Genomic DNA, 24,330 nt, shown 5'->3' on the forward strand with positions numbered 1-24,330 from the left:
TTTAACGCCCGCGTCGAGCGGGTGGAATGGTTGAAAAACTTTCCAAGAGGATTTTGAAATGGCAGCAATTACTGCGGCGCTGGTCAAAGAACTGCGCGAGCGTACCGGCGAAGGCATGATGGATTGCAAGAAGGCCCTGGAAAAGGCCGGCGGCGACATCGAGAAAGCCATTGACGACATGCGTGCCTCGGGCGCCATCAAGGCCGCCAAAAAGGCTGGCAACGTCGCTGCTGAAGGCGCTATCGCCGTCAAGACCGACGGCAAAGCTGCCGTCCTGCTGGAAGTGAACTCGCAGACCGACTTCCTGGCTCTGCAAGACGACTTCAAGAACTTCGTGGCCGAAAGCCTGGAAGAAGCCTTCGCTCAGAAGCTGACCGACGCTGCTCCGCTGATCGCCTCGCGCGAGTCCGCTCGTGAAGCCCTGGTTGCCAAGTGTGGCGAAAACGTCAACATCCGTCGCCTGGTGCGCGTTGAAGGCGACGTTGTCGGCGCCTACCTGCACGGCAACAAGATCGGTGCTGTCGTTGTTCTGAAAGGCGGCGACGTCGAGCTGGCCAAGAACATCGCCATGCACGTTGCCGCTTCGAACCCAGAGTTCCTGGATTCGTCGGAAATCTCCGCCGAGGCCATCGAGCGCGAGAAGGGCGTCTTCCTGCAGCTGAACGCTGACAAGATCGCCGGCAAGCCAGAAAACATCGTTGAGAACATGGTCAACGGTCGTATTGCCAAGTTCAAGGCAGAAGCCTCGCTGAAAGAGCAAGCCTTCGTCATGAACCCAGAAGTCAAAGTTGGCGAGCTGGCCAAGAAAGCCGGTGCTGAAATCGTTTCCTTCACCTACTTCAAGGTTGGCGAAGGCATCGAGAAGCCAGTCGACGACTTCGCTGCTGAAGTTGCCGCTCAGGTAGCTGCTGCCAAGCAGTAAGACAGCCCCGTCTGTCGCCCCAAAGAGGCTGCCCGCTCACGCGCGCAGCCTCTTTGTCAAAGCGGGAACGGTTTACAAGGCCGTTGCTCGCTGACGCAGTCGCTGCGTCACGTTAGAGTTACATGCAGGCTCAAGAAGCCCGCCAGAATTTTACAAACGCCGCAGGAGAGATTCGCAATGGCTCAGCAGGGCAGTGGTCATCAGGCTCGCTATAAACGCATTCTACTCAAACTTAGCGGCGAGGCCCTGATGGGCTCGGAAGAGTTCGGGATCGATCCCAAGGTCCTGGATCGCATGGCGTTGGAAGTGGGCCAACTGGTCGGCATCGGTGTTCAGGTAGGCTTGGTAATTGGTGGTGGCAACCTGTTCCGTGGTGCGGCGCTCAGCGCGGCTGGCATGGATCGCGTTACCGGCGACCACATGGGGATGCTGGCCACCGTGATGAATGGCCTGGCCATGCGCGACGCGCTGGAGCGGGCGAACATCACCGCCATCGTCATGTCGGCGATCTCCATGGTTGGCGTGACCGATCACTATGATCGCCGCAAAGCCATGCGCCACCTGAACGCCAAAGAAGTCGTAATCTTCGCTGCCGGTACCGGCAACCCGTTCTTCACCACCGACTCCGCCGCTTGCCTGCGCGCCATCGAAATCGATGCCGATGTAGTTTTGAAGGCAACAAAGGTCGATGGTGTATACACTGCAGACCCATTCAAAGACCCGCATGCCGAGAAGTTCGATCATCTGACCTACGATGAAGTGCTGGATCGCAAGCTGGGTGTAATGGATCTGACGGCAATTTGTCTGTGCCGCGACCACAAGATGCCGCTGCGCGTCTTCAACATGAACAAGCCCGGCGCCCTGCTGAATATCGTGCATGGCGGCGCGGAAGGAACTCTGATCGAGGAAGTTCAAAAATGATCAACGACATCAAGAAAGACGCGCAGGAGCGCATGACCAAGTCCCTGGAAGCACTGGGTCGCAACCTGGCAGCGATCCGCACCGGTCGCGCCCACCCAAGCATTCTGGACACCGTCAAGGTCACTGCCTGGGGCAGCGAGATGCCGCTGAACCAGGTAGCTGCGATCACCGTCGAAGATGCCCGCACCCTGAAGATTGTCGCTCACGACAAGAACCTCAGCGCTGCCATCGAGAAGGCCATCCTGACCTCTGACCTGGGCCTGAACCCGTCCAGCGCCGGTACCACCATCCGCGTCCCGATGCCGGCCCTGACCGAGGAAACCCGCAAGGGCTATACCAAGCAGGCCAGCGGCGTTGCCGAAGACGCCAAGGTAGCCGTGCGCAACGTGCGCCGTGATGCCCTGGGCGACCTGAAGAAGCTGACCAAGGACAAGGAAATCAGCGAAGACGAAGAGCGTCGTGCCGCTGATGAAATCCAGAAGCTGACCGACAAGTTCATTGCTGAAGTCGATGCTGCTTACAAAGCCAAGGAAAAGGACCTGATGGCCGTTTAAGGCCGAGGTTTTTTAATGGAAAAGTCCAAGTTGGCGGCACCGTCCTCGGTGCCGCGTCATGTCGCGATCATCATGGATGGCAACAACCGCTGGGCGAAGAAGCGCCTGTTGCCCGGCGTCGCCGGGCACAAGGCCGGCGTCGATGCGGTGCGCGCGGTCATCGAGGTGTGTGCCGAGTCCGGGGTCGAGGTGCTGACCTTGTTCGCGTTCTCCAGTGAAAACTGGCAGCGACCGGCCGAAGAGGTCGGTGCATTGATGGAGCTGTTCTTCTCGGCCTTGCGCCGTGAGGCCCGGCGCCTCAACGAGAACAACATCAGCCTGCGCATCATCGGTGACCGTTCGCGTTTCCATCCTGAGTTGCAGGCTGCCATGCGCGAAGCCGAGGCGCTGACTGCGGGCAGTAACCGCTTCATTCTGCAGATCGCCGCCAACTACGGTGGCCAGTGGGATATCGCCCAGGCCGCCCAGCGCCTGGCGCGTGAAGTTCAGGCTGGTCACCTGCGTCCGGACGACATCACCCCGGGCCTGCTGCAGACCTGCCTGGCTACAGGCGAGCTGCCATTGCCCGACCTGTGCATCCGTACCGGTGGCGAGCATCGCATCAGCAACTTCCTGCTGTGGCAGCTGGCCTACGCCGAACTGTATTTCTCCGACCTCTACTGGCCGGATTTCAAACACGAGGCCATGCGCAAAGCCCTGGCCGATTTCGCTTCGCGCCAGCGCCGCTTCGGTAAGACCAGCGAGCAGGTCGAGGCTGGAGCTCGTGCTTAATGCTTAAACAACGCATCATTACTGCGCTGATCCTGTTGCCGGTCGCGCTGGGTGGGTTTTTCCTGCTCAACGGCGGGGATTTCGCCCTGTTCATCGGCTTCGTGGTGACCCTCGGTGCCTGGGAGTGGGCGCGTCTGGCCGGGCTTGTGGCCCAGCCTTTGCGCATCGCCTACGCCGCCGTGGTCGCCGGAGCGCTGATGCTGCTCCATCTCATGCCGGACCTGGCACCCTGGGTGCTCGGGGCTTCGGTCATCTGGTGGGCGCTGGCCACCTGGCTGGTGCTGACCTATCCACGCAGCAGCGAGCTGTGGGCCAGTGCGGCCTGCAAGCTGTTGATCGGCCTGCTGATCTTGTTGCCGGCCTGGCAAGGGCTGATCCTGCTCAAGCACTGGCAGCTGGGTAACTGGCTGATCCTGTCGGTCATGGTGCTGGTCTGGGCGGCTGATATCGGCGCCTATTTCTCCGGCCGAGCCTTTGGCAAGCGCAAGCTGGCGCCGCAGGTCAGCCCGGGCAAGAGCTGGGAAGGCGTCTATGGTGGCCTGGCGGTCAGCCTGGTGATCACCCTGGTGGTAGGCATCGCCCGTGACTGGGGCTTCGGTCAGCTTCTGCTGGGGCTGCTGGGTGCTGCACTGGTGGTCATGTCGTCGGTGATCGGCGACTTGACCGAGAGCATGTTCAAGCGCCGTGCCGGCATCAAGGACAGCAGTAACCTGCTGCCTGGCCATGGTGGTGTACTGGATCGTATCGACAGCCTGACGGCGGCGATTCCGATTTTTGCCGTGCTGCTGTGGGCTGCCGAATGGGGTGTGATGTGAGCAGCGTGCAGCGTATTACAGTCCTGGGTGCGACCGGCTCGATCGGTCTCAGCACCCTCGATGTGATTGCGCGGCACCCCGAGCGCTACCAGGTGTTCGCCTTGAGCGGCTACTCGCGTATCGACGAACTGCTGGCCCTTTGCGTTCGGCACCGTCCGGCCTATGCCGTGGTGCCCAACGATGAAGCCGCTGCGCGCCTGCGTGATGGCCTGCTTGGTGCTGGCTGCGCTGCGCAGGTGCTGGTAGGGGAGGCGGGCCTTTGCGAGGTCGCGGCAGCCCCTGAAGTGGATGCAGTGATGGCGGCTATCGTCGGTGCAGCAGGCTTGCGCCCGACCCTGGCCGCCGTCGAGGCGGGCAAGAAGGTGCTGCTGGCCAACAAGGAAGCGCTGGTGATGTCCGGCGCGCTGTTCATGGACGCAGTGCGGCGCAGTGGTGCCGTGCTGCTGCCGATCGACAGCGAGCACAATGCGATCTTCCAGTGCCTGCCGGGCGATTATGCCCGTGGCCTCAAGCAGGTCGGCGTGCGTCGCATCCTGCTGACCGCCTCGGGTGGGCCGTTCCGCGAAACGCCCCAGGCTGCCTTGGTCGATGTCACGCCGGAACAGGCCTGCGCCCATCCCAACTGGTCCATGGGTCGGAAGATTTCGGTGGACTCGGCCAGCATGATGAACAAGGGGCTGGAGCTGATCGAAGCCTGCTGGCTGTTCGATGCGGCGCCGGCCAAGGTCGAGGTGGTGGTGCATCCGCAAAGCGTGATCCATTCGCTGGTCGACTACGTCGATGGTTCGGTGTTGGCCCAGTTGGGCAACCCGGACATGCGCACCCCTATCGCCAATGCCCTGGCCTGGCCAGAGCGCATCGATTCCGGGGTGGCCCCGCTGGACCTGTTCGCCATTGCCCGCCTGGACTTCCAGGCACCGGACGAGCAACGTTTTCCCTGCCTGCGCCTGGCGCGCGAGGCGGCTGAAGCGGGTAACAGTGCGCCTGCGGTACTCAATGCGGCCAACGAGGTTGCAGTCGAGGCATTTCTCCAGCGGCGTATCCGCTTCCCGGAGATCGCGGGTATGATCGAACAGGTGCTTGATCAGGAACCTGTGGTGGCGCTGCCTTCGCTGGAGGCCGTATTCGCTGCCGACCAGCGCGCCCGCGAGCTGGCTCGTGAGTGGCTGAGGCGTCACGGCCGTTGAGGTCGGTGGCTATTCCAGGGTTCTGCTGAACGTCATTCGGAGATAGATATGACTGCGCTCTACATGATTGTCGGCACCCTGGTGGCCCTGGGTGTATTGGTCACGTTCCACGAGTTTGGCCACTTCTGGGTTGCCCGGCGCTGTGGGGTCAAGGTGCTGCGCTTCTCCGTCGGCTTCGGCACGCCGCTGCTGCGCTGGCATGACCGCCAGGGAACTGAGTTCGTGGTGGCGGCGATCCCTCTGGGTGGCTACGTCAAGATGCTCGACGAGCGCGAAGGCGATGTGCCTGCGGCACTTGCCCATCAATCCTTCAACCGCAAGTCGGTGCGTCAGCGCATCGCGATTGTGGCCGCAGGCCCGATCGCCAACTTCGTCCTGGCCATCGTCTTCTTCTGGCTGCTGGCCATGCTCGGCACCCAGCAGATCCGCCCGGTGATCGGTGCGGTTGAATCCGGGAGCCTGGCAGCATCAGCAGGCCTGGCCGCTGGTCAGGAAATTGTATCTATTGATGGCAAGGCGACCAGCGGTTGGTCAGCTGTCAATCTGCAGTTGGTTCGACGCCTGGGTGAGAGTGGCACGCTGCAGGTGGGCGTGCGCGACGAAGGCGCCACTGCCGAGCGGCAGCTGCAGGTGAAGCTTGACCATTGGCTCAAGGGGGCCGATGAGCCGGACCCTATCCAGTCACTGGGCCTGCGCCCTTGGCGGCCGGCCGTGTCCCCTGTGCTGGCCGAGATCGATCCGAAGGGCCCGGCCGCTGCCGCTGGTCTGAAGGCAGGCGACAAGTTGCTCGCCCTCGACGGCGCTGCGCTGAGTGACTGGCAGCAAGTGGTGGACAGTGTTCGCGCCCGCCCGGACGCCCAGGTGGTGCTGCGTGTCGAGCGCGATGGCGCGGCCCTGGATGTGCCGGTCACCTTGGCTCACAAAGGTGAAGGCAAGGCCGTCGGGGGCTACCTCGGTGCGGGGGTGAAGGGCGCCGAATGGCCGGCCAGCATGCTCCGCGAAGTCAGCTACGGCCCGCTGGATGCCGTGGGCGAGGGCCTTTCGCGGACCTGGAACATGAGTGTCCTGACCCTCGAGTCGCTGAAGAAAATGCTGTTCGGGGAGCTCTCGGTAAAAAACTTGAGCGGACCGATAACCATTGCTAAAGTGGCGGGCGCTTCAGCCCAGTCCGGCGTGGGGGATTTCCTGAATTTCCTGGCCTACCTGAGCATAAGCCTGGGGGTTCTTAACCTGCTGCCCATTCCAGTACTGGATGGGGGGCATTTGCTGTTTTACCTGGTCGAGTGGGCGCGCGGTCGTCCGCTGTCGGAACGGGTGCAAGGTTGGGGGGTCCAGATCGGTATCAGTTTGGTCGTAGGGGTGATGTTGCTCGCCCTGATCAACGATCTGGGTCGACTTTAAAAGCTTCGCTCAATTGCGAACCTGCCGTCTTTATGCGGCGGGTTGTTTATTGCCAGTTGGAATAAAAGGACTTCATGAAACGTCTGCTGCTAACTGCGGTCATGTCCGCACTGATGATCGCTGAAGTTCACGCCGAGTCCTTCACTATCTCCGATATTCGTGTCAACGGCCTGCAGCGGGTATCCGCCGGCAGCGTGTTCGGCGCCTTGCCGCTCAACGTTGGCGACCAGGCTGACGACCGTCGCCTGGTGGACTCCACCCGTTCGCTGTTCAAGACCGGCTTCTTCCAGGACATCCAGCTGAACCGCGATGGCAACGTCCTGATCATCAACGTGGTCGAGCGCCCGTCGGTGTCGAGCATCGAGATCGAAGGCAACAAGGCGATCAGCACCGAAGACCTGATGAAGGGCCTGAAGCAGTCTGGCCTTGCCGAAGGCGAGATCTTCCAGCGCGCCACCCTCGAAGGCGTGCGCAACGAGCTGCAGCGCCAGTACGTGGCCCAGGGCCGCTACTCGGCCGAGGTCGACGCCGAAGTCGTACCGCAGCCGCGCAACCGCGTGGCCTTGAAGATCAAGATCAACGAAGGCACCGTCGCCGCCATCCAGCACATCAACATCGTCGGCAACACCGTGTTCGACGATGAAGAGCTGCAGCAGCTGTTCGAGCTGAAGACCACCAACTGGCTTTCGTTCTTCAAGAACGACGACAAGTACGCCCGCGAAAAGCTCTCCGGTGACCTGGAACGCCTGCGTTCCTACTACCTGGACCGCGGCTACATCAACATGGACATCGCCTCCACCCAGGTGTCGATCACCCCGGACAAGAAGCACGTCTACATCACCGTCAACGTCAACGAAGGCGAGAAGTACACCGTTCGCGACGTGAAGCTGTCGGGTGACCTGAAGGTGCCGGAAGACCAGGTCAAGTCGCTGCTGCTGGTGCAGCCGGGCCAGGTGTTCTCGCGCAAGGTGATGACCACCACCTCCGAGCTGATCACCCGTCGCCTGGGCAACGAAGGCTACACCTTCGCCAACGTCAACGGCGTACCGCAGCCGAACGACCAGGACCACACCGTCGACATCATGTTCGTGGTCGACCCGGGCAAGCGTGCCTACGTCAACCGCATCAACTACCGCGGCAACACCAAGACCGAAGACGAAGTGCTGCGCCGTGAAATGCGCCAGATGGAAGGCGGCTGGGCGTCGACCTACCTGATCGACCAGTCCAAGACCCGTCTCGAGCGCCTGGGCTTCTTCAAGGAAGTCAACGTCGAGACCCCGGCTGTGCCAGGCACCGACGATCAGGTCGACGTCAACTACAGCGTCGAAGAGCAAGCCTCCGGTTCGATCACCGCCAGCGTCGGTTTCGCCCAGAGCGCCGGCCTGATCCTCGGTGGTTCGATCAGCCAGAGCAACTTCCTCGGTACCGGTAACAAGGTGTCCATCGGCCTGACCCGTTCGGAATACCAGACCCGCTACAACTTCGGCTTCGTTGATCCCTACTTCACTGCCGACGGCGTGAGCCTGGGCTACAACGCCTTCTACCGCAGCACCGACTACAGCGACCTTGACGTCGACGTGGCCAGCTATGCGGTGGACAGTCTGGGTGCCGGTGTCAGCCTCGGCTACCCGATCAGCGAGACTTCGCGTCTGACCTACGGCCTGAGCGTTCAGCAGGACAAGATCAAGACCGGCAAGTACACCGTTGACGAGATCTTTGACTTCCTCGAGCAGGAAGGTAGCAACTTCACCAACTTCAAGGCTTCGATCGGCTGGTCCGAGTCGACCCTGAACAAAGGCGTGCTGGCGACTCGTGGCCACTCCCAGAGCCTGACGCTCGAGAGCACCATTCCAGGCAGCGACCTGTCGTTCTACAAGCTCGACTACCGCGGCCAGCTGTTCAAGCCGATTACCAATGACTACACCCTGCGTCTGCATACCGAACTGGGCTATGGTGACGGTTACGGCAGCACCTCCGGCCTGCCGTTCTACGAGAACTACTTCGCGGGTGGCTTCAACTCCGTCCGTGGCTTCAAAGACAGCAGCCTGGGTCCACGCAGTACCCCAAGTCGCGGCGAGGCCAATGGTGGTAAGCCAGGCACCATCGCCGATCCGGATCAGGATCCGCTGCCATTCGGTGGTAACGTCCTGGTGCAAGGTGGTGTCGAGTTGCTGTTCCCGCTGCCGTTCGTCAAGGACCAGCGCTCCCTGCGTACCTCCGTGTTCTGGGACGTGGGTAATGTGTTTGACACCAACTGCGGCAGCAAGCCGGATTGCGAAAAGGTCGGCTTCTCGGGCATGGCCAGTTCGGTCGGTCTGGGTGTGACCTGGATTACTGCTCTGGGCCCGTTGAGCTTCAGCCTGGCGATGCCGGTGAAGAAGCCGGACGATGCCGATACCCAGGTGTTCCAATTCTCTCTGGGCCAGACCTTCTAAGGTCGGCCCTTGCTTAACGACAACGGTTTTTCCAGGAGTGCATCGTGCGTAAATTGGCTCAACTGGCCGTAGTGGCCGCGGCGCTGGTCGCCACCCCGGCTTTCGCCGAAATGAAAGTCGCCGTGCTGAACTATCAGATGGCCTTGCTCGAATCCGATGCCGCCAAGAAGTACGCGGTTGATGCCGAGAAGAAGTTCGGCCCGCAACTGACCAAGCTGAAAAGCCTGGAAAGCAGCGCCAAGGGCATTCAGGACCGCCTGATCAAGGGCGGCGACAAGATGCAGCAGCAGGAGCGTGAGCGTCTGGAGCTCGAATTCAAGCAGAAAGCCCGTGACTTCCAGTTCCAGTCCAAGGAACTGAACGAGGCCAAGGCCGTTGCTGACCGCGACATGCTCAAGCAGCTCAAGCCGAAGCTGGACGGCGCTGTCGAGGAAGTGATCAAGAAAGGCGGCTACGACCTGGTTCTCGAGCGCGGCGCGGTCATCGATGTCAAACCTCAATACGACATCACCCGCCAAGTCATCGAGCGCATGAACCAAGCGCGTTGATATGACCGTGACCATGACGCTCGGCCAGCTGGCCGAGGCCCTCGGGGCCACACTCAAAGGCCCTGAGGCGCTGCAGATCACCGGGCTGGCCACCTTGCAGGAGGCCGGCCCCGGTCAATTGAGCTTCCTCGCCAACCCGCAGTACCGCAAATACCTGGACAACTGCCAGGCCGCTGCGGTGCTGCTCAAGGCTGCGGACGCCGAAGGCTTTGCCGGCAATGCCCTGATCGTGGCTGATCCGTACCTGGCTTATGCACGCATTTCCCACCTGTTCGACCCCAAACCCAAGGCTGTGGCGGGTATTCATCCCAGCGCCGTGGTGGCAGAGGGTGCTCAGGTGGATGCCAGCGCCAGTGTCGGGCCTTTTGCGGTCATCGAAAGCGGTGCGCGCATCGGCGCCAACGTCAGCATCGGCGCACATTGCTTCATCGGTGCCCGTTGCGTGGTCGGTGAAGGTGGTTGGCTGGCACCCCGGGTCACGCTGTATCACGACGTGACCATCGGCAAGCGTGTGGTCATCCAGTCGGGCGCTGTGATCGGCGGCGAGGGCTTCGGCTTCGCCAACGAGAAGGGCATCTGGCGCAAGATCGCCCAGATTGGCGGCGTTACCATCGGTGATGACGTGGAAATCGGCGTCAACACTGCCGTTGACCGTGGCGCGCTGTCCGACACCCGGATCGGCGACGGGGTCAAGCTCGACAACCAGATCCAGATCGCTCACAACGTGCAGATCGGTGATCACACGGCGATGGCCGCCTGTGTCGGGATCTCCGGCAGTACCCGCATCGGCAAGCATTGCATGCTGGCAGGTGGCGTTGGCCTGGTGGGGCATATCGATATCTGCGATAACGTGTTCGTCTCCGGGATGACCATGGTGACCCGTTCGATCACCGAACCAGGCTCCTATTCATCCGGTACGGCCATGCAGCCACTGGCTGACTGGCGCAAGAGCGCGGCGCGAATTCGCCAGCTCGATGACATGGCCAAGCGGCTCCAGCAGCTGGAAAAACGTGTCGATACCGTGACCTCAGGTGGCCAGCCGACATCAGAAGGCTGATACCATTTCCTGAGCAAGAGTGAACAGTCGCTAGCTGGCTCCTCTTTGGACTGCAAAAGGAGCGTGTGGTCAGCACCTGCGCTCCCTATTCTTATTACAGGCTTCCCCCCGAAATGATGGACATCAACGAGATTCGCGAATACCTGCCTCACCGCTACCCGTTCCTGCTGGTAGATCGCGTGACGGATCTGGACTTCGAGGCCCAGAGCATTCGTGCCTACAAGAATGTCAGCATCAACGAGCCGTTCTTCAATGGCCATTTCCCGGCGCACCCGATCATGCCGGGCGTCCTGATCATCGAAGCCATGGCCCAGGCGGCCGGCATCCTCGGTTTCAAGATGCTCGATGCCAAGCCGGCCGATGGCACCCTGTACTACTTCGTCGGTTCCGACAAGCTGCGTTTCCGCCAGCCGGTACTGCCGGGCGACCAGCTGGTACTGGAAGCGAAGTTCCTCAGCCGCAAGAGCATGATCTGGAAGTTCGAGTGCCGTGCCCTGGTTGACGGCAAGCCGGTATGCTCGGCCGAGATCACCTGTGCGGAACGCTCCCTATGAGTTCGATTGATCCGCGGGCGATCATCGATCCGTCGGCCAAGCTGGCCGATGGCGTCGAGGTCGGCCCGTGGTCGATCGTCGGCCCTGACGTCGAGATCGGCGAGGGCACCGTCATTGGCCCGCACGTGGTGCTCAAGGGGCCGACCCGGATTGGCAAGCACAACCGCATCTACCAGTTTTCCTCGATTGGCGAAGACACCCCTGACCTCAAGTACAAGGGTGAGCCAACGCGCCTGGTGATCGGCGATCACAACGTTATCCGCGAAGGCGTGACCATTCACCGTGGTACGGTCCAGGACCGCGCGGAAACCACCCTGGGTGATCACAACCTGATCATGGCCTATGCCCACATCGGCCACGACAGCGTCATCGGCAACCACTGCATCCTGGTCAACAACACCGCGCTGGCCGGGCATGTGCACGTGGGCGACTGGGCGATCCTGTCCGGCTTCACCCTGGTGCATCAGTACTGCCACATCGGCGCCCACGCGTTTTCCGGCATGGGCACGGCGATCGGCAAGGACGTGCCGGCCTTCGTCACGGTATTCGGCAGCCCTGCCGAGGCCCGCAGCATGAACTTTGAAGGCATGCGCCGCCGTGGTTTCAGCGACGAGGTCATCCATGCCCTGCGTCGTTCGTACAAGATCGTCTACCGCCAGGGCCTGACCGTGGAAGAGGCGATCAAGGAGCTGGACGAGCTGGCCGCCAAGCACGAGCAGGTCGAGCTGTTCCGCCAGTCGATCGTGAACTCCGCCCGCGGCATTACCCGCTGATATGGCCCAGCTTTGCGTAGCCCTGGTCGCGGGTGAGGCCAGCGGCGATATTCTCGGTTCCGGTCTGATGCGCGCCCTCAAGGCGCGCCATCCCGATGTGCGTTTCATCGGTGTGGGTGGCCCATTGATGGAGGCCGAAGGCCTGCAATCATACTTCCCCATGGAGCGCCTCGCGGTCATGGGGCTGGTCGAAGTGTTGGGTCGCCTGCGTGAGCTGCTCAAGCGCCGCAAGGCGCTGATCCAGACCCTGATCGGCGAAAAGCCCGATGTGTTCATCGGCATCGACGCCCCCGATTTCACCCTCAATATCGAACTGAAACTGCGTCAGGCCGGGATCAAGACCGTGCATTACGTCAGCCCGTCGGTCTGGGCGTGGCGGCAGAAGCGCGTGCTGAAGATCCGCGAAGGTTGCGACCTGATGCTCACGCTGCTGCCCTTCGAAGCACGTTTCTACGAAGAACAGGGTGTGCCAGTTCGGTTTGTCGGCCATCCGTTGGCCGATACCATTCCATTAACGGCAGACCGTCAGGCTGCGCGTAACGAGCTGGGCCTGCCTGATGGCCCGGTGGTGGCACTGATGCCGGGTAGCCGTGGTGGTGAGGTCGGGCGCCTGGGGGCGCTGTTCCTCGACGCCGCCCAGCGCTTGCGCGAACGGGTGCCTGGCGTACGTTTCGTATTGCCATGCGCCAACGCAGCGCGTCGTGCCCAGGTCGAGCAGATGCTCGAAGGCCGCGATCTGCCGTTGACCCTGCTCGATGGTCAGTCGCACAGGGCCCTGGCTGCCTGCGACGCCGTGCTTATCGCTTCCGGCACCGCCACGCTGGAGGCGCTGCTGTACAAGCGCCCGATGGTCGTGGCCTACCGCCTGGCACCGTTGACCTACTGGATTCTCAAGCGCCTAGTGAAAAGCCCCTACGTGTCGCTGCCCAACCTGTTGGCCCAGCGTGAGCTGGTGCCTGAGTTGCTGCAGGATGCCGCGACCAGCGAAGCCCTGGCACAGACCTTGGCGCCGCTGGTCACCGACGGTGCGCAGCAAACTGAACGCTTCGACGAGATTCACCGCACCCTGCGCCGCGACGCCTCCAACCAGGCGGCCGACGCGGTGCTGGCCTTGCTCAAGGACCGCTGACATGCAGATTGGACTGGACTTCAACCTGGTCGAAGACCTGGTCGCTGGCGTCGACGAAGTCGGCCGTGGCCCGCTGTGCGGTGCGGTGGTCACGGCGGCGGTGATCCTCGACCCGGCTCGGCCGATTCTGGGCCTGAACGATTCGAAGAAACTCACCGAAGCCAAGCGTGAGGCGCTGTTCGACGAGATCTGCGAAAAAGCCCTGAGCTTCTGCATCGCCCGCGCCGAAGTCGACGAGATCGACCGGCTGAACATCCTGCAGGCCACCATGCTGGCCATGCAGCGAGCGGTGGAAGGGTTGCACGTGACGCCGAAGCTGGCACTGATCGACGGTAACCGTTGTCCGAAGCTGGCGGTGCCAGCTGCACCGGTGATCAAGGGCGATAGCCAGGTGCCGGCAATCGCCGCGGCATCGATCCTGGCCAAGGTGACCCGCGACCGGGAGATGAGCGCGTTCGAGCTGATCTACCCCGGATACGGGATTGGCGGGCATAAAGGCTACCCAACACCTGTGCACCTTGAAGCCCTCGCGCGCCTTGGCCCCACGCCCATTCATCGGCGCTCGTTCGGCCCGGTGCGGGCCGCCTGGGAAGCCCGCGAAGGCATTACCGAATCGTTGATCTGATGAACTGGGGCCGCTATGCGGCCCCAAATGTTTTAAGCAATTACGCTACAATCCCGCCCTTGTCGTTCAGCACTGCTACAGGACTTTCCATGTCGGTTCCCTTCGTTCACCTGCGCGTCCACTCCGAATTCTCGCTGGTTGACGGCCTGGTGCGGATCAAACCGCTGGCCAAGGCGCTGGCGGGGATGAACATGCCGGCGGTGGCGATCACCGACCAGAGCAACATGTGCTCGCTGGTGAAGTTCTACAAGACTGCCATGGGTGCCGGGATCAAGCCGATCTGCGGTGCCGACCTGTGGCTGGCCGGCGCCGACCCGGAAGCACCGCTGTCGCGCATCTGTTTCCTGGCCATGGACCCCAAGGGCTATCGCAACCTTACCGAGTTGATCTCCCGTGGCTGGACCGATGGCCAGCGCAACGGCCTGGTGATCCTCCAGCGTGAGTGGATCGCCCCCGCCAGCGAAGGGCTGATTGCCCTCTCCGCAGGCAAGGAGGGCGATATCGGCATGGCCTTGATGAATGGTCGCCAGGATGAGGCTGAAGCCCTGCTGCGCGACTGGATGGGCATGTTCCCCGAGCGTTTCTACGTCGAAGTGCAGCGCACCAACCGCGTTGGCGACGAGGAATACGTGCACGCCGCCGTGGCCCTGGCCGACCAGCTCGGCGCGCCGCTGGTGGCCACCAACGACGTGCGTTTCATCAAGCAGTCCGACTTCGACGCCCACGAAACCCGCGTCTGCATTGGCGAGGGCTGGACTCTCGATGATCCACGCCGCCCGCGTGGTTACAGCGACCAGCAGTACCTGAAGTCGGCCGAGGAAATGGCCGAGCTGTTCAGCGACCTGCCCGATGCCATTGCCAACACCGTCGAGATCGCCAAGCGCTGCAACATCCAGGTGCAGCTCGGCAAATACTTCTTGCCCGACTTCCCGACGCCCAATGGCATGGGCATTGATGACTACCTGCGCCACGTCTCCCACGAAGGCCTGGAAGAGCGCCTGGCGGTGCTCTGGCCGAAAGAGACGACGCCGAATTACGAAGAGAAGCGCCAGGTCTACCTGGACCGCCTGAAGTTCGAACTGGACATCATCATCCAGATGGGCTTCCCCGGTTACTTCCTGATCGTTATGGACTTCATCAAGTGGGCCAAGAACAACGACGTGCCGGTGGGCCCGGGGCGGGGTTCGGGTGCGGGCTCGCTGGTGGCCTACGTACTGAAGATCACCGACCTCGACCCGCTGGCCTACGACTTGCTGTTCGAGCGCTTCCTCAACCCTGAACGTATTTCCATGCCCGACTTCGACGTCGACTTCTGCATGGACGGCCGTGACCGGGTAATCGATTATGTGGCCGAAGCCTATGGCCGCAACGCCGTGAGCCAGATCATCACCTTCGGCACCATGGCCGCCAAGGCGGTAGTGCGCGACGTGGCGCGGGTGCAAGGCAAGTCCTACGGCCTGGCCGACCGCCTGTCGAAGATGATCCCGTTCGAAGTGGGCATGACCCTGGAGAAAGCCTACGAGCAGGAAGAGATCCTGCGCGACTTCCTCAAGGGCGACGAGGATGCCCGCGAGATCTGGGACATGGCGCTCAAGCTCGAAGGTGTCACCCGTGGTACCGGCAAGCACGCCGGTGGCGTGGTGATCGCCCCGACCAAGCTCACCGACTTCTCGCCGATCGCCTGTGACGAAGAGGGCGGCGGCCTGGTGACCCAGTTCGACAAGGACGACGTCGAGGCTGCGGGCCTGGTGAAGTTCGACTTCCTCGGCCTGCGTACCCTGACCATCATCAAGTGGGCGATGGAGATCATCAACCGCGAGCAGGCCAAGCAAAACCTGCCTGACCTGAACATCGACTTCATCCCGCTGGACGACCGCAAGACCTACGAGCTGTTGCAGAAGGCCGAAACCACGGCGGTGTTCCAGCTCGAATCCCGCGGCATGAAGGAGCTGATCAAGAAGCTCAAGCCCGACTGCCTGGAAGACCTCATCGCACTGGTGGCACTGTTCCGCCCGGGCCCGTTGCAGTCGGGCATGGTGGACGACTTCATCAACCGCAAGCACGGCCGCGCCGAGCTGGCCTACCCGCACTCCGACTACCAGTACGAAGGCCTCAAGCCGGTACTGGCGCCGACCTACGGCATCATCCTGTACCAGGAACAGGTGATGCAGATCGCCCAGGTGATGGCGGGCTACACACTCGGCGGCGCCGACATGCTGCGTCGAGCCATGGGTAAGAAAAAGCCCGAGGAGATGGCCAAGCAGCGTGGCGGTTTCATCGAAGGTTGCGTCGCCAATAATATTGATGCGGATTTGGCCGGTAACATCTTCGACCTGGTAGAGAAATTCGCCGGTTACGGCTTCAACAAATCCCACTCCGCCGCCTATGGCCTGGTTTCGTACCAGACTGCCTGGCTGAAGACCCACCACCCAGCACCGTTCATGGCTGCGGTACTCTCGGCGGACATGCACAACACCGACAAGGTGGTGGTGCTGGTCGAGGAAGTGCGCAGCATGAAGCTGCGCCTCGATGCGCCGGACGTGAACTTCTCCGACTTCAAGTTCACCGTCAACAACGACGGCCGCATCGTCTATGGCCTGGGTGCGATCAAGGGCGTCGGCGAAGGGCCGGTGGAGGCCATCGTCGAGGCGCGTGCCCAGGGCGGGCCGTTCAAGGACCTGTTCGACTTTTGCGAGCGCATCGACCTCAAACGGGTCAACAAGCGTACCCTCGATGCGTTGATCCGCAGCGGTGCGCTGGACCGCCTGGGCCCGCATTTCCATGATGAGATCAAGGCCTATCAGGCCAATATCGACATCAACCGTGCGACCTTGCTGTCTGCCTTGGGCGAGGCGATCAAGGCCGCGGAGCAGGCGGCCCATACCGCTGACAGTGGCCACGTCGACCTGTTCGGCGGCATGTTCGATGAGGCGGATGTCGATGTCTACGCCAACCACCGCAAGGTGCGCGAACTGACCCTCAAGGAGCGCCTGAAGGGCGAGAAGGACACCCTGGGCCTGTACCTCACCGGCCACCCGATCGACGAGTACGAGACCGAGATTCGCCGCTTCGCCCGCCAGCGCATCATCGACCTCAAGCCGTCGCGCGAGACCCAGACCATTGCCGGGATGATCATTGCCCTGCGGGTTATGAAGAACAAAAAGGGCGACAAGATGGGCTTCGTCACCCTGGACGACCGTTCCGGGCGCATCGAGGCCTCGCTGTTTGCCGATTCCTACATGGCGGCACAGTCCTTGCTGCAGACCGATGCCATGGTGGTGGTCGAGGGTGAGGTCAGCAACGACGACTTTTCCGGTGGCCTGCGCCTGCGGGTGAAGCAGGTGATGACCATGGAGGACGCGCGTACCAAGCTCGCCGAGAGCTTGCGCCTGAAAGTGGCGCACGAAGCGCTCAAGGGGGACCGCCTGAAGTGGCTGGGCGAGCTGATCACCCGCCACCGCGGGGCCTGCCCGATCACCCTGGAGTACACCGGCAGCGACGCCAAGGCCATGTTGCAGTTCGGCGAGCAGTGGAAGATCGACCCGGCCGATGGCCTGATTCAGGCACTGCGTGACCAGTTCGGGCGTGAGAACGTCTTCCTGCAATATCGTTGAATCGACGAAATTTAATCTCGACCTATATGCGCCTGATCCCTTAAGGTAGGGCGCCAAACGGATCAACCGGCCGGCCGCCTGGCCGTAGACCCAAGACGGATGACTATGAACCCGAATTTTCTCGATTTCGAACAGCCGATTGCCGACCTGCAAGCCAAGATCGAAGGCCTGCGCCTGGTAGGCAACGACAACTCGCTGAACATCAGCGATGAAATTGCCCGTCTGCAAGACAAGAGCAACACCCTGACCGAAAGCATCTTCGGCAACCTGACCAGCTGGCAGATCGCCCGCCTGGCCCGTCATCCCCGTCGTCCATACACCCTGGACTACCTGGATCACATCTTCACCGAGTTTGAAGAGCTGCACGGTGACCGCCACTTCTCCGACGACGCCGCCATCGTCGGTGGTACTGCGCGCCTGGACGGCAAGCCGGTCATGGTCATCGGCCACCAGAAGGGCCGCGAAGTGCGCGAGAAGGTTCGCCGCAACTTCGGCATGCCGCGCCCTGAAGGCTACCGCAAGGCCTGCCGCCTGATGGAAATGGCCGAGCGCTTCAAGATGCCGATCCTGACCTTTATCGACACTCCGGGCGCCTACCCGGGTATCGATGCCGAAGAGCGCAACCAGAGCGAAGCCATTGCCTGGAACCTGCGCGTCATGGCTCGCCTGAAGACCCCGATCATCGCCACAGTGATCGGCGAGGGTGGTTCCGGCGGTGCACTGGCCATTGGCGTGTGCGACCAGCTGAACATGCTGCAGTATTCCACCTACTCGGTGATCTCGCCTGAAGGCTGCGCCTCGATCCTGTGGAAGACCGCCGACAAGGCTGCCGACGCCGCCGAAGCCATGGGCATCACCGCTGAGCGCCTGAAGAGCCTGAACATCGTCGACAAGGTCATCCAGGAGCCGCTGGGTGGCGCCCACCGTGACCCGGCGAAGATGTCCGAAAGCATCCGTGCCGACCTGGTGCAGCAGCTGGACATGCTCGGCAAGCTCGACAATGACGCGCTGCTGGCCCGTCGTTACGACCGCCTGATGAGCTACGGCCTCTAAATCGATCCCGGGGCCGCTCCGCGGCCCTTGTGGGAGCGGGTTTGCCCGCGAAGAAGGCGACGCGGTGCATGGCACCGGCTTCGCCGGTGTTCGCGGGTGAACCCGCTCCCACAGGGATCCAGGTTATCTAGCCAAGTGAGGGTTAAATGATCAACCTCACCCCCTGGCTCAACGCCCACGCCTGGTATATCGCCTTCTCCGGCGGCCTCGATTCCACCGTTCTCTTGCACCTGCTGGCCAACCACGCCCGCAGCCATGCATCCCCCCCGTTGCGCGCCCTGCATATCCACCATGGCCTGCAGTCCGCCGCCGACGCGTGGCCTGCCCACTGCCAATCGATCTGCGACCAGCTCGGCATCGAGCTACAGGTCATTCACGTCCAGGTCGCCCCCGGCGCCAGCCTCGAACAGGCCGCCCGTGACGCCCGCTATGCCGCCTTCAACTGCGTGCTCGGCCCAGGCGACATCCTGTTCACCGCCCAGCACCGCGACGACCAGTCCGAAACCTTGCTTTTCCGCCTACTGCGCGGTGCCGGCCTGCGCGGCCTGGCAGCGATGCCTTGGCAACGGCCGCTAGGGCAGGGCACCCTGGTCAGACCATTGCTGGATGTTTCCCGGCAACAGCTGCATGACTATGCCCAGGCCCACGGCCTGAGCTGGATCGAAGACCCCTCGAACAGCGACACGGCCTTTGCCCGCAACTACCTGCGCAGCGAAGTGTTCCCGGTGTTGCAGCAGCGCTGGCCGCAGGCCAGCCAGAACCTTGCCCGCTGTGCGGAACACCTTGGCGAGGCGCTTGGCCTGCTCGATGAGCTGGCACAAAGTGATCTGGCTCAAGCCGGGGAGGGCGCTTCACCTGCCTGGGCGGGGCTGGAATCGCTCGACCTGGCCGTGCTCGGCGAGCTGTCGCCTGCGCGTCAGCGCAACGCCCTGCAGTACTGGCTCAGCCGCCGCACCCGTTTGCCCGATACCCGCCATTGGGCCGGCTGGGCGGACCTGCGCGATGCGGCAGGGGATGCGCAACCGATCTGGCGCCTGGCCGGCGGTCAGCTGGTGCGCAGTCACGGGCGTATCTGGTGGTTGAACGGCGACTGGCTGAAACAACCCGTCGGCCCGTTGGCCTGGGGCGATCCCGGGGCTGCACTCGCATTGCCGGATAACGGCAACGTGCGTCTTGTGTGCACTCGGCCGATGGATGGCCTGCATGTCGCCTACCGCCAGGGCGGCGAAGTGCTGGACATCCCCGGCCGCGGCCGACGCGACCTCAAGCGCCTGCTCAACGAGCTGCAGGTCCCGCACTTCGTGCGCCAGCGCCTGCCGTTGCTATATTGCGGCGAGCGCCTGCTGGCGGTGGCCAATCTGCCTTCGCTGGGGCAGGCCGATTGCCAGCTTCACTGGCAGCTGCCGACGAACGCGCAAGGTTTGAGCTGAAGGGTACATTCCGGTAGACTACCCTCCCTTCTTGATACAACTTCTGTGGCTTCCCCGGAAACACAGCAGTTGCCGATTACCAAGCAGTTTTTTGCTGGGCTGATTCTGGAAATGACGAGCGAGCTCCATGCCGGGGATACCCCTGGTCTGTACAGACGCGGCAGTTTTTCGAGATGCACTGTGATTGACGCAGGTGATCGGGGGCTTCGGCCTTCCTTCGCTTTCTCCGGCGGCGCTGGCCGCCTTAACGCAGACTTCTAGGGTTTTTCATGACGCGCTACATATTCGTCACGGGCGGTGTTGTTTCTTCATTGGGGAAAGGCATTGCCTCGGCTTCCCTGGCGGCCATCCTGGAAGCGCGGGGCCTGAAGGTCACCATGCTCAAGCTGGATCCGTACATCAACGTCGATCCGGGCACCATGAGCCCGTTCCAGCATGGTGAAGTGTTCGTCACCCACGATGGCGCCGAGACCGACCTCGACCTGGGCCATTACGAGCGGTTCATCCGCACGACCATGACCCAGAACAACAACTTCACCACCGGCCGTATCTACGAGCACGTGCTGCGTAAAGAACGCCGTGGTGACTACCTGGGCGCGACCATCCAGGTCATCCCGCACATCACTGACGAGATCAAGCGTCGCATCATCAAGGGCGCCGGCGATGCCGACGTGGCCCTGGTGGAGATCGGCGGTACCGTGGGTGACATCGAGTCGCAGCCGTTCCTCGAGGCGATTCGCCAGCTGCGTGTCGAAGTGGGCTCCAAGCGCGCCATGCTGATGCACCTGACCCTGGTCCCGTACATCGCCACCGCCGGCGAGACCAAGACCAAGCCGACCCAGCATTCGGTCAAGGAGCTGCGCTCCATCGGCCTGCAGCCTGACGTGCTGATCTGCCGTTCCGACCACCCGGTCGACGCCTCGTCGCGCCGCAAGATCGCGCTGTTCACCAACGTCGAAGAGCGTGCAGTGATTTCGCTGGAAGACGTCGACACCATCTACAAGATCCCAGGTGTATTGCATGCCCAGGGCCTGGACGACTTCGTCGTCGAGCGCTTTGGCCTGCAGTGCAACAGCGCTGACCTGTCCGAGTGGGACAAGGTGGTCGATGCGAAGCTCAACCCTGAGCAGGAAGTCACCATCGCCATGGTCGGCAAGTACATGGAGCTGCTGGATGCGTACAAGTCGCTGATCGAAGCGATGAGCCACGCCGGCATCACCAACCGCACCAAGGTCAACCTGCGCTACATCGATTCCGAAGACATCGAGAACCAGGGCACCAGCCTGCTGGAAGGCGCCGACGCCATTCTGGTACCGGGCGGTTTCGGCCTGCGCGGCGTGGAAGGCAAGATCACCGCGGTGCAGTACGCCCGTGAAAACAAGGTCCCGTACCTGGGCATCTGCCTGGGCATGCAGGTAGCCGTGATCGAGTTCGCCCGTAACGTGATGGGCTGGAAAGACGCCAACTCCACCGAGTTCGACCGCAACAGCGGCCACCCGGTAGTCGGCCTGATCACCGAGTGGGCCGATGCCACCGGTGCCGTCGAGACCCGTACCGAAGCCTCCGACCTGGGCGGCACCATGCGCCTGGGCGCTCAGGACTGCCAACTGGCGGCCGGTTCCAAGGTGCACGACTGCTACGGCAAGGACATCATCACCGAGCGTCACCGTCACCGTTACGAGGTCAACAACAACCTGCTGCCACAACTGGTCGATGGCGGCCTGGTGGTTTCCGGTCGTTCCGAAGACGGCGCATTGGTCGAAGTGGTCGAGGCCAAGGATCACCCATGGTTCGTTGCCTGCCAGTTCCACCCCGAGTTCACCTCCACCCCGCGTGACGGTCACCCGCTGTTCAGCGGCTTCGTCAAGGCGGCCCTGGCCCAGAAGAACAAGGCCTGATTTTTTCAGGTCTTTGATGAGTTTTCCGACGGTTAAAGCCGCGCAAGGCTCATTTCTCGGGTAAAGTACGCCCCGATCTACCCCTGACCGCTCGGTCAGGGGTCGCTTCTGCCAGGCCTGCCTGCTGCGTCCCCGCCTGGTACAAGGCAAGAATTCCCTAAAGTTGCGTTGTTTTCGTCAATTCTGGAGTGCTTACAACAATGGCAAAAATCGTCGACATCAAAGGTCGTGAAGTTCTCGATTCGCGTGGCAACCCCACCGTGGAAGCCGATGTACTGCTCGACAACGGCATCATCGGCAGCGCTTGCGCGCCGTCCGGTGCTTCCACCGGCTCGCGCGAAGCGCTGGAGCTGCGTGATGGCGACAAGAGCCGTTACCTGGGCAAGGGCGTGCTGAAGGCCGTCGCCAACATCAACGGCCCGATCCGTGACCTGCTGCTGGGCAAGGATCCTTCCGACCAGAAGGCCCTGGACCGCGCCATGATCGAACTGGACGGTACCGAGAACAAGGCCAAGCTGGGCGCCAACGCCATCCTGGCCGTGTCCCTGGCTGCCGCCAAGGCCGCTGCCCAGGATCAGGACCTGCCGCTGTACGCGCACATCGCCAACCTCAACGGCACCCCGGGCCAGTACTCGATGCCGGTTCCGATGATGAACATCATCAACGGTGGCGAACACGCCGACAACAACGTCGACATCCAGGAGTTCATGGTTCAGCCGGTTGGCGCCAAGACCTTCTCCGACGGCCTGCGCATGGGTACCGAAATCTTCCACCACCTCAAAGCCGTGCTGAAGGCCCGTGGCCTGAACACCGCCGTGGGTGACGAGGGTGGTTTCGCCCCTAACCTGGCTTCCAACGAAGACGCACTGGCTGCCATCGCCGAAGCCGTCGAGAAAGCCGGCTACAAGCTGGGCACCGACGTGACCCTGGCCCTGGACTGCGCAGCTTCCGAATTCTACGAAGACGGCAAGTACAACCTGTCCGGTGAAGGCAAGTCGTTCGACGCCGAAGGTTTCGCCGAGTACCTGAAAGGCCTGACCGAGCGCTTCCCGATCATCTCGATCGAAGACGGCCTGGACGAGTCCGACTGGGCTGGCTGGAAGATCCTGACCGACAAGATCGGTGCCAAGGTACAGCTGGTCGGTGACGACCTGTTCGTGACCAACACCAAGATCCTCAAGGAAGGCATCGAGAAGGGCATCGGTAACTCGATCCTGATCAAGTTCAACCAGATCGGCTCGCTGACCGAAACCCTGGAAGCCATCCAGATGGCCAAGGCTGCCGGCTACACCGCAGTGATCTCGCACCGCTCCGGTGAAACCGAAGATTCGACCATTGCCGACCTGGCCGTGGGTACCGCTGCTGGCCAGATCAAGACTGGTTCGCTGTGCCGCTCCGACCGTGTCTCGAAGTACAACCAGCTGCTGCGCATCGAAGAGCAACTGGGCGCCAAAGCGGTTTACCGTGGTCGTGCCGAGTTTCGCGGCTAAGCAAGAGATGGTAAAAAGACAGCAGCCGAGGCAGCCTGAACTTTCGTAATGAATTTTCTGGCGCTTCATGCGGGTTTCTGTCAACGAAGCCTGGCCTCGGCCAGGCTTCGTGCTATATGACGCCCGTGTGCGGCAGTCTTTAACCTGGATACCTTGATGCGCAGTCCCTATTGGTTGTTCCTTGTCCTGCTCCTGCTGCTCGGTGGCCTGCAGTACCGCCTTTGGGTGGGTAACGGCAGCCTGGCGCAAGTGGCCGAGCTCAAGCAGCAGATCGACGAACAGCATGCCGAGAACGAACGGCTGCTGGAACGTAACCGCGTGCTCGATGCCGAGGTGCTGGAGTTGAAGAAAGGTATGGAGACCGTCGAAGAACGGGCTCGTCATGAACTGGGAATGGTCAAAGAGGGCGAAACCCTCTTCCAGCTGCCGCAAAAATGATTGAAACGCTACCGGCCTTCTGGGCCGTGATTCCTGCTGCGGGCGTCGGTGCCCGCATGGCTGCCGACCGCCCCAAGCAATACCTGGAGCTGGCTGGGCAGACTATCCTCGAGCACAGCCTCGACTGTTTTCTTGGCCACCCCTCGCTCAAGGGCGTGGTGGTCAGCATTGCCGAAGACGACCCTTACTGGCCAGGACTGCAATGCGCCAGCGACCCGCGTATCCAGCGGGCAGCGGGTGGTGACGAACGAGCCGACTCGGTGCTCAATGCCTTGTTGCTCTTGCATGCCCAAGGGGCGTCGGACAACGACTGGGTACTGGTGCACGATGCGGCGCGGCCGAACCTGGCGCGCAGCGACCTGAACAAGTTGCTGTCGGAACTGGCCGATGACCCTGTAGGCGGGCTGCTGGCGGTGCCGGCGCGCGACACCCTCAAGCGCGCCGATGCCAACGGGCGGGTCGCCGCAACGGTGGACCGCAGCACCATCTGGCAGGCCTATACGCCGCAGATGTTCCGCCTGGGAGCGCTGCATCGGGCCCTGGCCGAGAGCCTGGTTTCCGATGTGATGGTGACCGATGAGGCGTCGGCCATCGAATGGTCGGGGCAGGCGCCGCGGCTGGTCGAAGGGCGCAGTGACAACATCAAGGTCACCCGGCCGGAAGACCTGGAGTGGCTGCGCCAGCGTTGGGCGGGTAGGCGCTGATCCTGGTAGGC

Annotated in this window: 21 protein-coding genes; all 21 read left to right on the forward strand. The window is 62.2% G+C overall.

Annotation, left to right across the window (positions count from 1 at the left end):
* Positions 1–58: 58 nt before the first annotated feature.
* The 21 genes from tsf (at position 59) to ispD (ending at position 24,319) form a co-directional block, all read left to right on the forward strand.
* Positions 59–922, forward strand: a complete 864-nt coding sequence (tsf, locus tag ACLEJU_RS02520; protein WP_435422484.1) for a translation elongation factor Ts — start codon at positions 59–61, stop codon at positions 920–922.
* Positions 923–1,099: 177 nt separating this feature from the next.
* Positions 1,100–1,843, forward strand: coding sequence for a UMP kinase (pyrH, locus tag ACLEJU_RS02525; protein ID WP_027920035.1), 744 nt, complete (start codon positions 1,100–1,102; stop codon positions 1,841–1,843).
* On the forward strand, positions 1,840–2,397 hold the full coding sequence (frr, locus tag ACLEJU_RS02530; RefSeq protein ID WP_060512640.1) for a ribosome recycling factor: 558 nt from the start codon (positions 1,840–1,842) through the stop codon (positions 2,395–2,397). Before pyrH ends, frr begins: the two co-directional genes overlap by 4 nt.
* A 15-nt stretch (positions 2,398–2,412) precedes the next feature.
* Positions 2,413–3,168 carry a polyprenyl diphosphate synthase gene (uppS, locus tag ACLEJU_RS02535; RefSeq protein WP_027920033.1) on the forward strand — a complete coding sequence of 252 codons (756 nt, stop codon included), beginning with the start codon at positions 2,413–2,415 and terminating at the stop codon, positions 3,166–3,168.
* Complete coding sequence (locus tag ACLEJU_RS02540) at positions 3,168–3,983, forward strand: phosphatidate cytidylyltransferase (protein WP_435422483.1); 816 nt, start codon at positions 3,168–3,170, stop codon at positions 3,981–3,983. Before uppS ends, ACLEJU_RS02540 begins: the two co-directional genes overlap by 1 nt.
* The gene (gene ispC, locus ACLEJU_RS02545) at positions 3,980–5,170 is read left to right on the forward strand and encodes a 1-deoxy-D-xylulose-5-phosphate reductoisomerase (RefSeq protein WP_435422482.1); all 1,191 of its coding nucleotides are present in this window, start codon (positions 3,980–3,982) and stop codon (positions 5,168–5,170) included. The genes ACLEJU_RS02540 and ispC overlap by 4 nt, the downstream gene beginning before the upstream one ends.
* 48 nt (positions 5,171–5,218) lie before the next feature.
* Positions 5,219–6,571, forward strand: a complete 1,353-nt coding sequence (gene rseP, locus ACLEJU_RS02550; RefSeq protein WP_435422481.1) for a sigma E protease regulator RseP — start codon at positions 5,219–5,221, stop codon at positions 6,569–6,571.
* 74 nt (positions 6,572–6,645) lie between these two features.
* On the forward strand, positions 6,646–9,006 hold the full coding sequence (gene bamA / locus ACLEJU_RS02555; protein ID WP_435422480.1) for an outer membrane protein assembly factor BamA: 2,361 nt from the start codon (positions 6,646–6,648) through the stop codon (positions 9,004–9,006).
* Between the two features lie 44 nt (positions 9,007–9,050).
* Complete coding sequence (locus tag ACLEJU_RS02560) at positions 9,051–9,554, forward strand: OmpH family outer membrane protein (RefSeq protein WP_003252311.1); 504 nt, start codon at positions 9,051–9,053, stop codon at positions 9,552–9,554.
* A 1-nt stretch (position 9,555) separates the two neighbouring features.
* The gene (lpxD, locus tag ACLEJU_RS02565; RefSeq protein WP_435422479.1) at positions 9,556–10,611 is read left to right on the forward strand and encodes a UDP-3-O-(3-hydroxymyristoyl)glucosamine N-acyltransferase; all 1,056 of its coding nucleotides are present in this window, start codon (positions 9,556–9,558) and stop codon (positions 10,609–10,611) included.
* Between the two features lie 113 nt (positions 10,612–10,724).
* Positions 10,725–11,165: a 3-hydroxyacyl-ACP dehydratase FabZ gene (gene fabZ / locus ACLEJU_RS02570; RefSeq protein ID WP_003252314.1), complete on the forward strand. Its 441-nt coding sequence runs from the start codon at positions 10,725–10,727 to the stop codon at positions 11,163–11,165.
* Entirely contained in the window at positions 11,162–11,938 is a 777-nt protein-coding gene (gene lpxA / locus ACLEJU_RS02575; protein ID WP_085675614.1) for an acyl-ACP--UDP-N-acetylglucosamine O-acyltransferase, read from the forward strand. The genes fabZ and lpxA overlap by 4 nt, the downstream gene beginning before the upstream one ends.
* A 1-nt stretch (position 11,939) precedes the next feature.
* Positions 11,940–13,067, forward strand: coding sequence for a lipid-A-disaccharide synthase (gene lpxB / locus ACLEJU_RS02580; RefSeq protein WP_435422478.1), 1,128 nt, complete (start codon positions 11,940–11,942; stop codon positions 13,065–13,067).
* A gap of 1 nt (position 13,068) precedes the next feature.
* The gene (gene rnhB, locus ACLEJU_RS02585; RefSeq protein ID WP_435422477.1) at positions 13,069–13,692 is read left to right on the forward strand and encodes a ribonuclease HII; all 624 of its coding nucleotides are present in this window, start codon (positions 13,069–13,071) and stop codon (positions 13,690–13,692) included.
* Positions 13,693–13,781: 89 nt separating this feature from the next.
* On the forward strand, positions 13,782–17,306 hold the full coding sequence (gene dnaE / locus ACLEJU_RS02590; protein WP_435422476.1) for a DNA polymerase III subunit alpha: 3,525 nt from the start codon (positions 13,782–13,784) through the stop codon (positions 17,304–17,306).
* A 105-nt stretch (positions 17,307–17,411) separates the two neighbouring features.
* The gene (gene accA / locus ACLEJU_RS02595; protein WP_103445323.1) at positions 17,412–18,359 is read left to right on the forward strand and encodes an acetyl-CoA carboxylase carboxyl transferase subunit alpha; all 948 of its coding nucleotides are present in this window, start codon (positions 17,412–17,414) and stop codon (positions 18,357–18,359) included.
* Between the two features lie 146 nt (positions 18,360–18,505).
* On the forward strand, positions 18,506–19,789 hold the full coding sequence (gene tilS, locus ACLEJU_RS02600; RefSeq protein WP_435422475.1) for a tRNA lysidine(34) synthetase TilS: 1,284 nt from the start codon (positions 18,506–18,508) through the stop codon (positions 19,787–19,789).
* A gap of 269 nt (positions 19,790–20,058) precedes the next feature.
* Complete coding sequence (locus ACLEJU_RS02605) at positions 20,059–21,687, forward strand: CTP synthase (protein ID WP_079229451.1); 1,629 nt, start codon at positions 20,059–20,061, stop codon at positions 21,685–21,687.
* A 200-nt stretch (positions 21,688–21,887) separates the two neighbouring features.
* Entirely contained in the window at positions 21,888–23,177 is a 1,290-nt protein-coding gene (gene eno / locus ACLEJU_RS02610; RefSeq protein ID WP_054885360.1) for a phosphopyruvate hydratase, read from the forward strand.
* Positions 23,178–23,333: 156 nt separating this feature from the next.
* A complete protein-coding gene (gene ftsB, locus ACLEJU_RS02615) occupies positions 23,334–23,615 on the forward strand; it encodes a cell division protein FtsB (protein ID WP_023534037.1) in 282 nt (93 codons plus the stop codon).
* Positions 23,612–24,319, forward strand: coding sequence for a 2-C-methyl-D-erythritol 4-phosphate cytidylyltransferase (gene ispD / locus ACLEJU_RS02620; RefSeq protein WP_435422474.1), 708 nt, complete (start codon positions 23,612–23,614; stop codon positions 24,317–24,319). Before ftsB ends, ispD begins: the two co-directional genes overlap by 4 nt.
* Positions 24,320–24,330: the final 11 nt, after the last annotated feature.

The sequence above is a fragment of the Pseudomonas sp. SMN11 genome (assembly GCF_052041945.1).
Taxonomy (GTDB): domain Bacteria; phylum Pseudomonadota; class Gammaproteobacteria; order Pseudomonadales; family Pseudomonadaceae; genus Aquipseudomonas.

What these genes read in the sequence shown, in the direction of transcription:
- tsf (WP_435422484.1), top strand. Translation starts at nt 59, where the DNA reads ATGGCAGCAATTACTGCGGCGCTGGTCAAAGAACTGCGCGAGCGTACC.
- pyrH (WP_027920035.1), top strand. Translation starts at nt 1,100, where the DNA reads ATGGCTCAGCAGGGCAGTGGTCATCAGGCTCGCTATAAACGCATTCTA.
- frr (WP_060512640.1), top strand. Translation starts at nt 1,840, where the DNA reads ATGATCAACGACATCAAGAAAGACGCGCAGGAGCGCATGACCAAGTCC.
- uppS (WP_027920033.1), top strand. Translation starts at nt 2,413, where the DNA reads ATGGAAAAGTCCAAGTTGGCGGCACCGTCCTCGGTGCCGCGTCATGTC.
- ACLEJU_RS02540 (WP_435422483.1), top strand. Translation starts at nt 3,168, where the DNA reads ATGCTTAAACAACGCATCATTACTGCGCTGATCCTGTTGCCGGTCGCG.
- rseP (WP_435422481.1), top strand. Translation starts at nt 5,219, where the DNA reads ATGACTGCGCTCTACATGATTGTCGGCACCCTGGTGGCCCTGGGTGTA.
- bamA (WP_435422480.1), top strand. Translation starts at nt 6,646, where the DNA reads ATGAAACGTCTGCTGCTAACTGCGGTCATGTCCGCACTGATGATCGCT.
- lpxD (WP_435422479.1), top strand. Translation starts at nt 9,556, where the DNA reads ATGACCGTGACCATGACGCTCGGCCAGCTGGCCGAGGCCCTCGGGGCC.
- fabZ (WP_003252314.1), top strand. Translation starts at nt 10,725, where the DNA reads ATGATGGACATCAACGAGATTCGCGAATACCTGCCTCACCGCTACCCG.
- lpxA (WP_085675614.1), top strand. Translation starts at nt 11,162, where the DNA reads ATGAGTTCGATTGATCCGCGGGCGATCATCGATCCGTCGGCCAAGCTG.
- lpxB (WP_435422478.1), top strand. Translation starts at nt 11,940, where the DNA reads ATGGCCCAGCTTTGCGTAGCCCTGGTCGCGGGTGAGGCCAGCGGCGAT.
- rnhB (WP_435422477.1), top strand. Translation starts at nt 13,069, where the DNA reads ATGCAGATTGGACTGGACTTCAACCTGGTCGAAGACCTGGTCGCTGGC.
- dnaE (WP_435422476.1), top strand. Translation starts at nt 13,782, where the DNA reads ATGTCGGTTCCCTTCGTTCACCTGCGCGTCCACTCCGAATTCTCGCTG.
- accA (WP_103445323.1), top strand. Translation starts at nt 17,412, where the DNA reads ATGAACCCGAATTTTCTCGATTTCGAACAGCCGATTGCCGACCTGCAA.
- tilS (WP_435422475.1), top strand. Translation starts at nt 18,506, where the DNA reads ATGATCAACCTCACCCCCTGGCTCAACGCCCACGCCTGGTATATCGCC.
- ACLEJU_RS02605 (WP_079229451.1), top strand. Translation starts at nt 20,059, where the DNA reads ATGACGCGCTACATATTCGTCACGGGCGGTGTTGTTTCTTCATTGGGG.
- eno (WP_054885360.1), top strand. Translation starts at nt 21,888, where the DNA reads ATGGCAAAAATCGTCGACATCAAAGGTCGTGAAGTTCTCGATTCGCGT.
- ftsB (WP_023534037.1), top strand. Translation starts at nt 23,334, where the DNA reads ATGCGCAGTCCCTATTGGTTGTTCCTTGTCCTGCTCCTGCTGCTCGGT.
- ispD (WP_435422474.1), top strand. Translation starts at nt 23,612, where the DNA reads ATGATTGAAACGCTACCGGCCTTCTGGGCCGTGATTCCTGCTGCGGGC.